The 13,946-nt window shown below is 64.7% G+C and carries 13 protein-coding genes; 3 read left to right on the top strand and 10 right to left on the bottom strand.

What is annotated here, in order from left to right; translation table 11 throughout:
• The 6 genes from waaA to epmA all read right to left on the bottom strand — a co-directional run bounded on the left by waaA (position 1) and on the right by epmA (position 5,770).
• A complete protein-coding gene (gene waaA, locus NKI16_RS27615; protein ID WP_254817457.1) occupies positions 1-1,317 on the bottom strand; it encodes a lipid IV(A) 3-deoxy-D-manno-octulosonic acid transferase in 1,317 nt (438 codons plus the stop codon).
• Positions 1,314-2,093, bottom strand: a complete 780-nt coding sequence (locus NKI16_RS27610; RefSeq protein ID WP_023717166.1) for a lysophospholipid acyltransferase family protein — start codon at positions 2,091-2,093, stop codon at positions 1,314-1,316. The genes waaA and NKI16_RS27610 overlap by 4 nt, the downstream gene beginning before the upstream one ends.
• Positions 2,094-2,098: 5 nt before the next feature.
• Positions 2,099-2,344 carry a DUF4170 domain-containing protein gene (locus NKI16_RS27605; RefSeq protein WP_023674378.1) on the bottom strand — a complete coding sequence of 82 codons (246 nt, stop codon included), beginning with the start codon at positions 2,342-2,344 and terminating at the stop codon, positions 2,099-2,101.
• Positions 2,345-2,418: 74 nt separating this feature from the next.
• Positions 2,419-3,225, bottom strand: a complete 807-nt coding sequence (locus tag NKI16_RS27600; RefSeq protein WP_352541559.1) for a 3'(2'),5'-bisphosphate nucleotidase CysQ — start codon at positions 3,223-3,225, stop codon at positions 2,419-2,421.
• Positions 3,212-4,555: a TldD/PmbA family protein gene (locus NKI16_RS27595; RefSeq protein ID WP_352755965.1), complete on the bottom strand. Its 1,344-nt coding sequence runs from the start codon at positions 4,553-4,555 to the stop codon at positions 3,212-3,214. Before NKI16_RS27595 ends, NKI16_RS27600 begins: the two co-directional genes overlap by 14 nt.
• A 168-nt stretch (positions 4,556-4,723) precedes the next feature.
• Positions 4,724-5,770 (bottom strand): EF-P lysine aminoacylase EpmA, encoded by a 1,047-nt coding sequence (gene epmA, locus NKI16_RS27590; RefSeq protein ID WP_352624186.1) that lies wholly within the window; start codon positions 5,768-5,770, stop codon positions 4,724-4,726.
• A 114-nt stretch (positions 5,771-5,884) separates the two neighbouring features.
• Here epmA and efp point away from each other — a divergent pair, with 114 nt between their 5' ends.
• Positions 5,885-6,451: an elongation factor P gene (efp, locus tag NKI16_RS27585; protein WP_023674374.1), complete on the top strand. Its 567-nt coding sequence runs from the start codon at positions 5,885-5,887 to the stop codon at positions 6,449-6,451.
• A 131-nt stretch (positions 6,452-6,582) separates the two neighbouring features.
• Here efp and NKI16_RS27580 read toward each other — a convergent pair whose 3' ends face one another.
• On the bottom strand, positions 6,583-7,590 hold the full coding sequence (locus NKI16_RS27580; protein ID WP_352624185.1) for an AraC family transcriptional regulator: 1,008 nt from the start codon (positions 7,588-7,590) through the stop codon (positions 6,583-6,585).
• A gap of 226 nt (positions 7,591-7,816) precedes the next feature.
• Between NKI16_RS27580 and NKI16_RS27575 the strand changes: the two genes are divergently transcribed.
• Positions 7,817-9,199: an FAD-binding oxidoreductase gene (locus NKI16_RS27575; protein WP_352624184.1), complete on the top strand. Its 1,383-nt coding sequence runs from the start codon at positions 7,817-7,819 to the stop codon at positions 9,197-9,199.
• A 211-nt stretch (positions 9,200-9,410) separates the two neighbouring features.
• Positions 9,411-10,151: a gamma-glutamylcyclotransferase gene (locus NKI16_RS27570; protein ID WP_352569789.1), complete on the top strand. Its 741-nt coding sequence runs from the start codon at positions 9,411-9,413 to the stop codon at positions 10,149-10,151.
• Here NKI16_RS27570 and NKI16_RS27565 read toward each other — a convergent pair.
• From NKI16_RS27565 to NKI16_RS27555, 3 genes are read right to left on the bottom strand one after another with little or no spacing between them, the layout of a single operon-like run.
• Positions 10,138-12,120: a glycoside hydrolase family 127 protein gene (locus tag NKI16_RS27565; protein WP_352624182.1), complete on the bottom strand. Its 1,983-nt coding sequence runs from the start codon at positions 12,118-12,120 to the stop codon at positions 10,138-10,140. The two genes, NKI16_RS27570 and NKI16_RS27565, sit on opposite strands and share 14 nt — an antisense overlap.
• A gap of 27 nt (positions 12,121-12,147) precedes the next feature.
• Positions 12,148-13,005, bottom strand: a complete 858-nt coding sequence (locus tag NKI16_RS27560) for a carbohydrate ABC transporter permease (protein ID WP_254817449.1) — start codon at positions 13,003-13,005, stop codon at positions 12,148-12,150.
• A complete protein-coding gene (locus NKI16_RS27555; protein ID WP_352452309.1) occupies positions 13,005-13,934 on the bottom strand; it encodes a carbohydrate ABC transporter permease in 930 nt (309 codons plus the stop codon). The genes NKI16_RS27560 and NKI16_RS27555 overlap by 1 nt, the downstream gene beginning before the upstream one ends.
• Positions 13,935-13,946: the final 12 nt, after the last annotated feature.

Raw genomic sequence — 13,946 nt, 5'->3', positions numbered from 1 at the left:
TCAGCGCCCGTTCGCGCCCTTCAGGCGCGACTTGACGACCAGCGGCTGGATATAGGGCTCGAGCGACCTGAGCGTATGCGCCAGCGCACCGCGCATCTCGTCGACCGTCGCCGCACCCGCCGCCATCATCTCATGGCGGGCCGCCTCGTTGGTCAAAAGGAAATTAACGGCGCCGGCCAGCATATCGCGGTCGCGCACCAGCTTGGCGCCGCCGCTATCGAGCAGGCGCTGATAGGCCTCGCGAAAATTCTGGACGTTGCGGCCGGCAAGCACCGCTGTCTCCAGCATGGCTGGTTCCAGCGGGTTCTGGCCGCCCTCGGAAGTCAGCGAACGGCCGACAAAGGCGATTTCCGTCAGCCTCAGATAAAGCCCCATCTCGCCGATCGTGTCGCCGAGCAGAATATCGGTGTCGGCGGTGATCCTGTCGCCCTTGCTGCGCTGCGCCAGCTTCAGGCCCATGCCGGAAATCTGGGCGGCCAGCTGCCCGGCGCGATCGGGATGGCGCGGCACGATGATGGTCAAAAGCCCATGGTGGCGCTTGTGCAGCATGGCATGAACTTCGGCGGCGACCGCCTCTTCGCCGTCATGGGTCGAGATCGCCGCCCAGGTCGGGCGGCCGCCGATCTGGCGTTTCAGCGCCGCCAACGCCCGTTCGTCGGCCGGCGGCGGCGCGGTGTCGACCTTGAGATTGCCGGATACGGTGACCGGCCTGGCGCCGAGCGAAAGGAAGCGCTCGCCATCGAGGTCCGACTGGGCGACGACATGGGCAAGATTTTCGAACAATGCTTCGGCAATGTTGGCGCGCTTCTTCCAGGACTTGAAGGAGCGGTCGGACAGCCTGCCGTTGACCAGAACCTGCGGCACGCGGCGGGCGCCGAGTTCCAGGATGGTCATCGGCCAGATCTCCGATTCGGCGATGATCGCCAGGTCCGGCTGCCAATGGTCGAGGAAGCGGCTGACCGCCGGCTTGAGGTCGAGCGGCACATATTGGTGGATGATGCGGTCGCCCAGCCGTTCTTCGGCGACCTGCGCCGAGGTGACCGTGCCCGTCGTCAGCACGATGTTGACGCCGTAATCGAGAATGCTCTCGACCAGCGGCACGACGGCGATGGTCTCGCCGACGCTGGCTGCATGGATCCAGATCACCGGGCCTTCGGGACGCTCGCGTCCGGCGACGCCGTAGCGTTCACGCCGGCGAATGCGGTCCTCCTTGCCTCTGGAAGTGCGCCAGGCGACGTAAGGTCCGACCAGCGGGTAAGCGGCGGCCCCGGCGAAGCGGTAGGCCGTCAGGAAGGCGCGGGCCCAGCGCATACTCATTTCGAACCGTCCACAAGGCGATAGGCCTCGGCGGTCGCGGCATTGAGCGAGGCCGTGACCTCCTGGCGCTTGCGTTCCATTTCCGCGGCGTCGGCGTTGGCCGGCACGAAGACAGGCGTGCCGACGACGATCGAGGAGCGGCCGAAGGGCAAGTTGATCGTCGTTTTGTCCCAGCTGCCCTCGATCACCTTGCGGCGGCTGGTGGCTATCGCGGCAGGCAGGATCGGCCGGCCGGACAGCCGCGCCAGAAGGACGACGCCGAGCCCCGCATCGCGCGGCGTGCCGTGGGGAATATCAGCAATCATGGCGACATTCTTGCCGGTGGCGAGCGACTTTTTGAGGGCGATGAGCGCCTTGGCCCCACCCTTGTCGAGATGCCTTGCGCTTTCGCGCCCGCCAGAGCCGCGCACCGCCTCGATGCCGAATTTCTCGACCATCAGCGCGTTGAGCTCGGCATCGGCGCTGCGCGATACCATGGCAACCAGCGGCCGTCCCTTGGGATAGTAGGCCGGGGTCAACAGGTGCTGGCCGTGCCAGAGCGCGATGATGCCAGGCTCGAGCTGCGCATAGGCGCCGCCGGAAAACTTGGCCGATCCGTCGACCATGCGGTTGGTCAAGCGGACAAGGCGGACGAAATACGCAAACAGCGCGGCAAGCGCATTCTTGACGAATCGCGACTGCGCCAGCGGTTCGCGGATCTTGCGCCAGAACGTCTTCGGCTTGCGACGTCTGACCGCCGACCGCGGGGCTGATCGCTTGACCGCTTCATGGTTCATCGATGTCAACCGACAGCCTTGTTTTCGGGGTCGAGCAGGCGGTGCAGGTGAACGACGAAATAGCGCATATGGGCATTGTCGACGCTAGCTTGCGCCTTGGCCTTCCAGACGGCGTGCGCCGATTGATAGTCCGGATAGATTCCGACAATATCGAGCGCGTCGAGATCGCGGAATTCGGTGCCGCCCAGCTTCTTGAGTTCGCCGCCGAACACCAGGTGCAAAAGCTGTTTCTTTCCGTCTTCAGCGGCCATGTCGATCCTTCACATATCGTGAGTTTGGGACAGGTCTAGACCAAAGCCGCCGACTTTGGAACTATTGATAGTGGTCAATCGTCCAGCCCGGCGATGACGCCGGCGAGCACGGCGAGGAGTTCGCCGCTGCCGGCGGCGAGCGGTCCGTGACGGATCACTTCGCCGGCATAGAGCGGCGCGCGGCCATGCCGATCGAGCAAGGCGCCGCCTGCCTCGCGCAGGATGAGATCGGCCGCGGCGATGTCCCAGTCATGCGCGTTGGCCTTGACGAAGGTGGCATCGAGCTGGCCGCCGGCGATCATCGCCAGCCGGTAGGCGAGCGAAGGAATATAGAGCACGCGCTTCAGCCGTTTGTGCCATTTCGCCGGCATCAGGTCGATCATCGGCTTCGGTCCGGCGATTTCGGCCGTTTCCGACGGCGGACGCACGCTGATGCGCCTGCCATTCAGGAACGCGCCCTCGCCCGGCAGCGCCCAATAGATTTCGCCCTTCGCCGGGCAGTCGAGCACGCCGGCAAGCGTTCGGCCGTTCTCGACCACAGCGACGCTGACGCACCATGTGGGCAGGCCCTCGAGGAAGCCGCGCGTGCCGTCGATCGGATCGACGACGAAGGTGCGGCGCGCGACAAGCCTTACCGGGTCGTCGACGGTTTCCTCCGACAGCCAGCCATAATCCGGCCGGGCCGCCAGCAAGGTCTCGCGCAGATATTTGTCGGCGGCGTGATCGGCTTCGCTGACCGGCGAGGTGCCGCCCTTCATCCACACCTGCGGATTGTTGTTGAAGTACTGCATGGCGATGAGCCCCGCCTCGCGGGCGGCATCGCGCAACAGCTGCAGGTCTTCAGTAGCGCCGGCCGAGACGGCCGGGTCAAGCTCCGGCAAGGGTCATTCCTTCGATCAAAAGCGTGGGCGCGGCAGTGCCGAAATTGCGGTCGAGATCGCTCGCCGGAACCATGTTGAGGAACATCGTCTTCAGATTGGAGGCGATGGTCACCTCGGCGACGGGATAGGCCAGCTCGCCATTTTCGATCCAGAAGCCGGAAGCGCCGCGGCTATATTCGCCCGTCACCATGTCGACGCCCTGGCCGAACACTTCGGTGACGTAGAAGCCGGTCTTGAGCGACTTGATCAGCTCTTCCGGCGTATTTTCCCCGGGCTCGATGGCGAGATTGGTCGACGACGGCGAGACCGACGAGCCGCTGCGCGAGCCGCGCCCATTGGTGACGAGGCCGAGTTCCCGAGCCGCCGAAGTCGACAGGAACCAGTGGTTGAGCACGCCCTTGTCGACCATGAACAGTTTTTCGCCCTCGACGCCTTCGCCGTCGAACGGGCGCGAGGCCTGTCCACGGCGCCGGAGCGGCTCGTCGGTGACGGTGATTGCGGCCGAAGCCACCTTCTTGCCCATCATGTCGCGGAGAAAGCTGGTCTTGCGCGCGACCGCGGCGCCATTGATGGCACCGGCAAGGTGGCCGGCAATGCCGCGCGCCACACGCGGATCGAACACCACGTCGACAGGCCCGGTCGCCGCCTTTCGCGCGCCAATGCGGCGTACGGCGCGCTCACCGGCCTTGCGGCCGATGTCTTCCGGCGCGTCGAGATCGGAAAAATGCTGGCGCGAGGAGAATTCGTAGTCGCGCTCCATGCCGGTGCCCTCGCCGGCGATCACGCTGGTCGAGCGTGAAAAACGCGAGGCGACGTAATGGCCGACGAAGCCGTGCGAGGTGGCGAGCACCAGGCCGCCGAGCCCGGCACTGGCGCCACTGCCGGCCGAATTGGTGACGCCCTTGACGGCAAGCGCCGCCGCTTCGGCGGCAAGCGCTGCTTCCTTCAACTGGTCCGCCGACACGTCGGTGGCGTCGAACAGATCGAGGTCGCGCGGTTTCTTGACCAGCAAGGCCGGGTCGGCGAGGCCCTGATAGGGATCCTCGGGGGATACCTTGGCCATGGCGACCGCGCGCTCGGCCAGCATATTGGGGTCGGATGCCGCCGTTGCCGAAACGCTCGCTACCCGCTTGCCGACGAAGACGCGCAGCGAGACGTCCTCGCTCTCGGACGCCTCTGTGCCTTCGACCTTGCCAAGCCGCACCGACACGCCGGTCGAGCGGCCGCGTACCGCAACGGCATCGGCGGCATCGGCGCCGGCCCGTTTGGCAGCCTCGACCAGGGCCGCGACGCGATCGGTCAGTTTCGCTGCGTCGAGCGTATCGGTCATGCGCATGATCCTGTTATTTCCGGCCGGCTGAAGGGCAGCCGCTGCTGCACCATCTATTGTCCCGATGCCGCTTCTGCAATGGGAGAAGCGGGCAAACCGGGTGCATCAAGCGCCGAAACAGAACCGCAGGCCGCAGGCGGATGAACGGCGAGCGAGATCGACAATCCCTCAGGAAGCGGCCACCGGCGTCCAGATCACGTCGTCGATCCTGAGCGCGCCGGTGGCGAGCATCACCAGCCGGTCGAAGCCGAGCGCGGCGCCGCTCGCCTGCGGCATGATGGCGAGCGCGGCGAGGAAGTCCTCGTCGATCGGGTAGCGTTCGCCATAGACGCGCTGCTTCTCGTCCATCTCGACGGCAAAGCGCCGGCGCTGCTCGGCCGGGTCGGTCAACTCGCCGAAGGCGTTGGCGAGCTCGACGCCGCAGCAATAAAGCTCGAAACGCTCGGCGGTGCGCGGATCGTCGGCGCTCGGCCGGGCCAATGCCGCCTCCGAGATCGGATATCCGAAAAGGATGGTGGGGCGTCCCTGCCCCAGCGCCGGCTCGATTTTTTCGACCATCACCCGGCTGAACAGGTCGGCCCAATTGTCGTCGGGCGCGGTCCGCAATCCGGCCTGGACCAGGGCGGCATGCAACCCCGCGCGGTCGGTGCTGCCGTCGGCTGCAACCGTCGCCAGCAGATCGATGCCGGCATGGCGCATGAAGGCTTCGGCGACGCTCAACCGTTCCGGCTCGGCGAACGGGTCGGCCTCGCGGCCGCGGAAGCTAAAACGCTTCGCTCCGGCCCGTTCGGCCGCCAGCGCTACGAGCTCGGCGCAATCGCGCATCAGGCTCTCATAGGTCTCGCCGACGCGGTACCATTCGAGCATGGTGAACTCAGGATGGTGCAAGGGGCCGCGCTCGCGGTTGCGCCAGACAGCCCCGAGGCTGAAGATGCGCTCCTCGCCGGCGGCAAGCAGCTTCTTGCAGGCGAATTCCGGCGACGTGTGGAGGTAGAGCGGCTGGCGCTGCCCGTCCGGCCCGATCGCCTCGGTGGCAAAGGCCGACAGGTGCGCTTCATTGCCGGGCGAGACCTGCAGGGCCGATGTCTCCACCTCGACGAAGTCGCGGCGGGCGAACCAGTCGCGCATCCCGGCGGCAATGGCATTGCGCAGGATCAGCCGCGGCCGGCGGTCGGCGTGGACATGCGGCGTCCACCACGGCGAGGCGGCGGTCATCGGCTTCAGGGGAATTGCACAGAGGGCTGGCGATTGCGGCCAAGATGCGCTAGGCCGCACGCAACGGCCTCTCCAGCCGATTTGCGCCAACAAATTTTATCAGGATGGAAACCCGTGAAGGTCATCGCCAGCTCCTTACGCAAAGGCAACGTCGTCGAAAAGGACGGCAAGCTTTATGTGATCCTCTTTGCCGAAAACATCCATCCTGGCAAGGGTACGCCGGTCACCCAGCTCGACATGCGGCGTATCTCCGACGGGGTAAAGGTTTCCGAGCGTTACCGCACCACCGAGCAGGTCGAGCGCGCCTATGTCGAGGAGCGCGAGCACACGTTCCTCTACCGTGACGGCGAAGGCTTTCACTTCATGAATCCGGAGACTTACGACCAGGTCGCGGTGCCGGAAAGCGTGGTCGGCGACATGGCGCCTTATCTGGTGGAAGGCATGCCGGTGCAGATCTCGCAATACAACAACATCGCCATCTCGCTGGTACTGCCGCAGCGCGCCACTTTCGAGGTGGTCGAGACCGAGCCGGTGACCAAGGGCCAGACGGCGTCCTCGTCCTACAAGCCGGCAACGCTGTCCAACGGCGTGCGTACCCTGGTGCCGCCACATATCAGCGCCGGCACCCGCGTGGTGGTGATGACGGCCGATGGCGCCTATGTCGAGCGCGCGAAGGATTGAGGCGCGAAGTCTGACACGCCTCGCCGAAAGCGTCGCGGCGGCCGGTCATCGTCTACCGCTTTGTGCCAGGGGCTTTCGGGCATTGGGACGCTGCACGCAGACCGAAGCGTCAACGCCCTGCCAGTTCTTTCCTATTGTACGACGCCAGCGGGCAATCTCTGAGCCTCGAGCAACGCCGACCGTCCCTTTCGCCAGGTGCCAGGTGGAATGCCGACGAACTTTTTGAAGGCGCGATTGAAGGCGGCTTCCGACTCGTAGCCGACCTCGGCACCCGCTTGCGCGATGCTCATTTCGGGGCGTTCGAGCAAGCGTCCTGCCAGTTGCAGACGCCAGCGAGCAAGATAGTGCATGGGGGAGACCTCGACATAGTGGGTAAAGCGGCTCGCAAACGCCGTGCGCGAGAGCCCTACTTCGCGGGCGAGCCGGTCCAATGTCCATTCCTCCCTGGGGCGAGCGTGGATGAGCCGGAGCGCCTCGCCGACATGTGGATCCCGTAGGCCTGACAGCCAGCCGCGCGAATCGTCGGGGAGGGTCTCGAGATGGCGGCGGATGATCTCGACAAACATCAGCTCGCTCAGCTTGGCGAGTATCGTCTCACAGCCCGCCCGCCCACTGCCACCTTCGGCCAGCGCCAGCCGAAAAAGGTCGATAACCCAACTGCTTCCATCGGCGGGCTTGCGGGCACACAGGATGGCCGGCAATGCGGCCAGGAGAGGATTGAAGGGACGTGCATCGCAGCCAAGATACCCGCAAATGAACCGGGTCCGCTCGTCTCCGCCGCCACCATGGATCACCGCGAACGGCAGGCTCTCGTCTATCGGCCGATAATACATCGCCATATTGGGTTCGCCCCGCGCCCCCGGCGAGGAGCTCAACACGTTCGGAACACCACTGGGGAAGACAACGACATCACCGGCGTTCACGAGCACCGGCGGCACCGAATCGTCTCCCAGCGCGGCCCAGCACGAGCCCGACATCACGGCATGAAAAGAAATGATGTGCTCTGCCTCCGGCATGACGGCGGCGGCAATGTCGGCCGTGCCCGGCGACTCGCCGACCCAGGGAGAGCTAGCGTCAACGTCGAAATAGATCGCACCGGTGAGGCGAACGGCTCGGAGCACATCGGAAAGGACATCCACGCACTACACCTCCGGAAACGATCGGCTACTCCCTTTGACAACGAGTTTTTCCGCCAGGCATCTCGAACTATCCGGCAATATGGCCGCCCGGGCAACTATCCATCCGGTCTAATCCTACTCTGAACGATCGGGCAACAGAAATGGACGATGTGACATTTGCGGGAACAGCGGACGGGATTAGCGTTTCATCGGCCGGCCGACAGGTCCAATAACAGGGAGGAATGTCATGAACGATGAAGACATCACCAAATTCGCAGCAAGCCTGCGAGGCGAAGTCATCCGCGCCGGCGACGCCCGCTATGACGAGGCCCGCAAGCTCTACAACGGCATGATCGACAAGCGGCCGCTGATCATCGCCCGCTGTGTCGACGTCGCCGACGTAATCACAGCGGTGAATTTCGGCCGCGACAACAATTTGCTGGTTGCGGTACGTGGCGGCGGCCATAACGGACCAGGATTGGGGAGCTGCGACGACGGTCTGGTGATCGACCTGTCGGCGATGAACGGCGTGCGCGTCGATCCGGATGCCCGCACGGCGCGGGTAGGCCCGGGCTGTACTCAGGGCGACCTCGACCATGCCACCCATGCCTTTGGCCTGGCCGTACCGGCGGGCATCATCTCGACCACCGGGGTCGCCGGACTGACGCTGAGCGGCGGCCATGGCTATCTGACGCGCAAATATGGCCTGACCATCGATAATCTGATCGAGGCCGATGTCGTGCTTGCCGATGGAAGCTTCGTCACCGCCAGCAAGGAGCGGAACCCCAACCTGTTCTGGGCGCTTCGCGGCGGCGGCGGCAATTTCGGCATCGTCACCAGCTTTGTGTTCAAGCTCCACCAGGTCAGCATGGTCTTTGCGGGGCCGATCGCATGGGATCAGCGCCACGCCCGCACCATCATGCAGCATTATCGCGAGTTCCTGCCGAACGCGCCCGAAGAACTCGGGATCTTTCTCGGGCTCAAGACCGTCCTCTCGAGCGCACCCTTCCCGGAAGAGTTTTGGGGAAAGCGGATGTGTCTGCTGATGTGCTGCTACAACGGCCCGGAGGAAAAGGGCAGAGAGGCGCTGGCCCCGCTGCTCGATGCGCTGCCCGCGCCCTGGTTCAACTGGATGGGAACGATGCCCTATCCCGCGGTGCAGAGCATGTTCGATGGGCTCTACCCGAAGGGAATGCAGTGGTACTGGCGGGGCGATTTCGTCAAGACGCTGTCCGACGAGGCGATCGACGCCCATCTCGCGCAGGCGGCGAAGACGCCGAGCGAGCTATCGCTCATGCACCTCTACCCGATCGATGGTGCGGTCCATCGCGTCGGCAAAGACGAGACACCCTGGAATTACCGTGATGCGACCTGGTCGATGGTCATCGCCGGGATCGATCCGGACCCACAGAAAGCGGGGCCGGTGACGCGCTGGACCAAGGCCTACTGGGAGGCCGTGCATCCGTTCGATCTGGGCGGCGCCTACCTGAACTTCATGATGGATGACGAGGGCGATGCAAGGCTCAAGGCGGCTTATGGCGACAACTATGAGCGCCTGGCTACGCTGAAGAAGAAATACGACCCAAACAACCTCTTCCGGGTGAACCAGAACATTCGACCGGCTGCTTGACGGCGGTGGCGGCCGGCCAGATCAGCCTCCGCACTGAAGCGCGTCGCGCTGAAATGGGTTCAGTCGACGCGCTTAAGCCCGCTGGGTATTTCGTCGAATCCAGTCAAGCTGTTGGACACGATAGTTCGAATCCCGATACCGCGCTGGTGTACTCGGCCCTTGAGAATCCTTCAGCCTTCGGCAACATGGCGGCAAGGCTGAGAGCATGAGGATGAGCAAGGTCATTTCCGCCGCATCACGGCGTTCGCCGCGCAAGACACCGATGGCGCTGACCGAGGCGCTGGTCGCCCGCACCTTGCGTGCGGTCGAGGATGCCGGGCCGACGCCGGGCATGGTCTATATGACCGATGCCGATTACGCGCGCATTCGCGACGAGGTGCTAGCCGGCGCGCCGGCCGGGCCGGTGAAGCTGTTCGCCTATGGTTCGCTGCTGTGGAAGCCGGCCGGCGAGGTCAGGGGTGGCGAACGGGCCGTGGCGACGGGCTGGCACCGTTCGTTCTGTTTTACGGTGCAACGCTTCAGGGGCACCGTCGAGCAGCCCGGCCTGATGATGGCGCTCGACCGCGGCGGCCAATGTCAGGGCATGGTGTTCGAGGTCGCCGAGCCAGTGGGGGCCAATCTCGAAACGCTGCTGCGACGTGAGATGACCATCCTGCCGGCCGTCAACGTGCCGCGCTGGCTGCAGGTCAGGACGGGCGACGGCACGGGCCAAGCGCTTGGTTTCGTTGTCGATCCCGCCAATCCGCGCTATGCCGGCAAGCTCGAAAAGCGAGCGATAGCGGCGACCCTGGCCACGGCCGTCGGCCATTGGGGTTCGGGCGCCGAATATCTGTTCGAGACCATTCGCCATCTCGACGCCTGCGGCATCCGCGACCGCAATCTCTGGCAGTTGCAGGAACTTGTGGCCGAGGAGATCGGTCGGGCGCTGCGGTCGGGCTTCATTCGTCCCTGAGCCAGACCAGCATCTCGCCGGGGTCGCGGTTGTCCCAGGCGAAATACGGCACGGCGGTGATTTTCGCGTCCTCGACCGCCGGCGGTTCGGTGCGGTAGAGCCCCTCTTCCCAGTTTTCGAAAGCCTCCTTTTTGGCAATCGCCGAAAGTATCACGACGCCGCCCAGAAGGTTCGGCTGCTGACGCGCCTCGATGTCGGCCGTTCGCGGCAGAGCGATGCGGTGCAGCTGGCTGGAATTGTCGGTCTCCTCGACGCAATAGATCAGCGGGCCGCGCGCCAGTGCGACACGGCCGATATCCTGCCGCACCTGTGGATCGGCGTAGAGGCGGTCGACGGCCATTTCGAGGTCGAGCTCGACGCGGTCGCCCTTGCGCCATTCGCGGCGGATCGCGGCATAGCCGTCGCTGCTGATGGCAGCCAGATCGACATCGGCGCCGTTGACCTTGAGCGCTGCCTTGCGGCACCAGGCCGGCAAGCGCAGGTGCAAAGTGAACTCGGTCGGAGCTTCCGGTTCGACAGAGATCGAGACCGCGCCGTCCCATGGATAATTACTGGTCTGGGTGAGCTCTATTTGCCGGCCCGCGATATCGAAACGAGCCGTGCCGTTTCCATAAAGATGGACGGCGAGTGCGTCGTCCGACAGGCCGTAGAAATAGCTGCCGATCGAGGCGACCATGCGCCCGACATTGGGCGGGCAGCACGGGCAGCGGTGCCATTTCCAGCGGTGGTGGGCGCCGCGGCTTTCGAGCGGATTTTCGTAGAAGAACAGCGAGCCGTCGAGCGACAGGCCGGAGATCGAGCCGTTGTAGAGCGCCCGCTCCATGATGTCGGCGTAGCGCGCGTTGGGGCCCATGCCGAGCATGCGGCTTGCCCAGAACACCAGGCCGACCGAAGCACAGGTTTCGGCATAGGCGGTGTCGTTGGGCAGGTCGTAATCGGCAGTGAAACCCTCATTGTGCGAGGACGGCCCGAGGCCGCCGGTGACGTAGAGGTTCTTGGTCATGAGGTCGTCCCACAGCCGGTCGAGCGCCACCCGCAGTGTGTCGTCGCCATATTCGGTGGCGATGTCGGCCATGCCCGAATAGAGATACATCGCCCGCACCGCATGGCCGACGACCTTGTCCTGCTCGCGCACCGGCTTGTGCGACTGGTTGTATTCGTAAGTCTTGAAATGATAGGCCTTGGGGTCGGCGCCGCGGGCACGCGCCTCCTCGTCGAAATAATGCGGCTGCTGTCCCCGCTGGTCGATGAAGTATTTGGCTAGCTCCATGTATTTGCGCTCGCCCGTCACCCGTGCCAGCTTGACCAGCGCCAGCTCGATCTCCTCATGGCCGCAATAGCCCTTCTTCTTGCCGGGCTCGGGACCGAACGTCTCGGCGATGTGATCGACATAGCGGCACATGATGTCGAGCAGCTTGCGTTTTCCCGTGGCCTGGTAATAGGCGACCGCGCCTTCGATCAGGTGGCCGGCGCAATAGAGCTCGTGGCAATCGCGCAGATTGGTCCAGCGCAGGCCGGGCTGGATGCGCTGGTACCAGCTCGACAGATAGCCGTCGGGCTGCTGCAGCTTGCCGTACATGTCGATGACGGCATCGATCTTCTTCTCCAGCTCGTCGTTGCGGCGGCGGTAGAGCGAATAGGCGGCGGTCTCGATGGTCTTGCCCCAATCCGAGTCCCAGAACATCTGCGTCGTCACCGTCGATCCGGTGAACTCGTTGCCGGCGGTGGCCGCCTCGTCCGGCGAGGGTGAGTGGAACGGAATGACGACGCCGGGCGACGGCCGGTCGGGGTCGATCTGCTCCAGCATGCGCGCCTCGACGCAGCGGTCATAGAGGATGCCGGCGGTCTTTGAGGCGACGGCATCGACGCGGTCGCCCCAGAAGCCGCGCACATCGACCTGCGGCACCGGCAGCGGGCGGAAGGCGAGTTTCGGCTTGGCGCCCTGACTGGCGGATTGCGATGCGGTCATCAATTTACTCCGGTTCGGTTCGATTGGTCACTTCACGGCCCCTGCCATCAGGCCGCGGATGTAGAAGCGCTGCAGCAGCAGGAAGAGCACCAGGCACGGCACCATCATCACGGTGACGCCGGCCTGCACGGCGCCCCAGTCGATCGCGCCGAAGCGGCCGGACTGCAGCGCGGTCATCATGATCGGCAGCGTGAATTTCGACTGGTCTGTCATCAGCACCAGCGCCGCCAGAAACTCGTTCCAGGCGCCGAGGAAGGCGAACAGCGCGATGGTGACGATGCCCGGCCAGACCAGCGGCAGCATCACTCTGAGCAGCATGGTGACGTTGTTGGCGCCGTCCATGCGCGCGGCCTCCTCGATCTCGCGCGGCACCGCGTCGAAGGCGTTGCGCATCATGAAGATCGAGAACGGCAGCTGCAGCGTGACGTAGACGCAGACCAGCCCGGTCAGCGTGTTGTGCAGGCCGATTTTGGTCAGCACCAGGAAGATCGGCGTCAGAATCGACTGGAACGGGATCATGATCGTCGACAGGATGACGACGAACAGCAGGTTCTTCAGCGGAAAGCGGAAGCGCGAGAAACCGTAGCCGGCGAGCACGCTGACGATCACCGACAGCACCACCGTCATGACCGAGACGTAGATGCTGTTTTGCGCCGGCAGCCAGAGGCCGTCGCCGAAGGTGTTGAGCGTGGCGTAGTTCTCGAGCGAGATGCCGCTGGTCGGCCACGGCGGCAGCGGCGGCTGACGCGCCTCCTGCGCCGGCTTGAAGGCCGAAAGCACCGTCCAGGCGATCGGCGCCAGGAACAGTATCGATGCGATGATGCCGGTCGAGTGCTCGGCAATCTGCATGCCGATGCGGCGTTTGCGGCTGCGGGCCTGCGCCATCAGTCGACCCCTTCCGGATTGCGCAGCAGCCGCAGCTGGATGAGGCTGAGCGCCACCAGGATGACCAGCAGGACCATCGAAAGTGCTGCGCCATAGCCGAGCTTGAACGACACGAAGGACTGGTTGAAGATCCAGTAGACGGCGGTCAGCGTCTGGTTGCGCGGGCCGCCGCGCAGGATGATGTAGAACTGGTCGAAGGCGAGGATCGAGCCGGCGACCGACAGGATCAGCGCCAGCGCCAGCGTGCGGCGCATCAAGGGCAAGGTAATCGCCCGGAACCGCGCGAATGGCCCTGCCCCGTCGATCATCGCCGCCTCCTGCAGATCCGGCGGGATCGACTGCAGGCCGGTCATCAGGATGATCATGGTGAAGCCCGCCACCTTCCACACCACCATGGCGATGATCGACCAGAAGGCCGGCTGGAAGGTCGCCAGCAGGTTGAATTTCTTCTCGGTCAGGCCGAGCTCGAAGGCGGCCGGGCTGAACAGGCCGGAATCGACATTGAGCAGCCACGACCACAAAAGGCTCGCCGAGGCGAAACCGATGACCGCCGGCATGAAGAAGGACGTGCGGTAGAAGCCGGTCAGCTGCCGCGGCCTTTCGATGAACAGCGCCAGCGGAAAGGCGACGGCGAAGATCGCGATCGTCACCACCACCGTGTAATAGCCGGTGAACTTCAGCGCGTTCCAGAAGCGGGTGTCGCGCAGGATCGCCCAGTAATTGTCGAGGCCGATAAAGCTATGCGCGCCCATCAGCGGCCAGTTGTGCAGCGACATCCAGGCGGTCATGCAAAGCGGCACGATGAAGAAGACGACGACAAGCGCGACGGCCGGCGCGACATAGAGCAGGCCGATCCACTGCCGGCGGCCGGCGCCGACCAGTTTGTATGCGCGCGCTGGCGCGGCGGTGGTTGCTGTGATGGTGGTCATGCCTGTTGTTCC

It is taken from the genome of Mesorhizobium sp. M0698, assembly GCF_040320455.1.
Taxonomy (GTDB): Bacteria; Pseudomonadota; Alphaproteobacteria; order Rhizobiales; family Rhizobiaceae; genus Mesorhizobium.
This window is presented reverse-complemented; position numbering and strand designations above follow the sequence as displayed.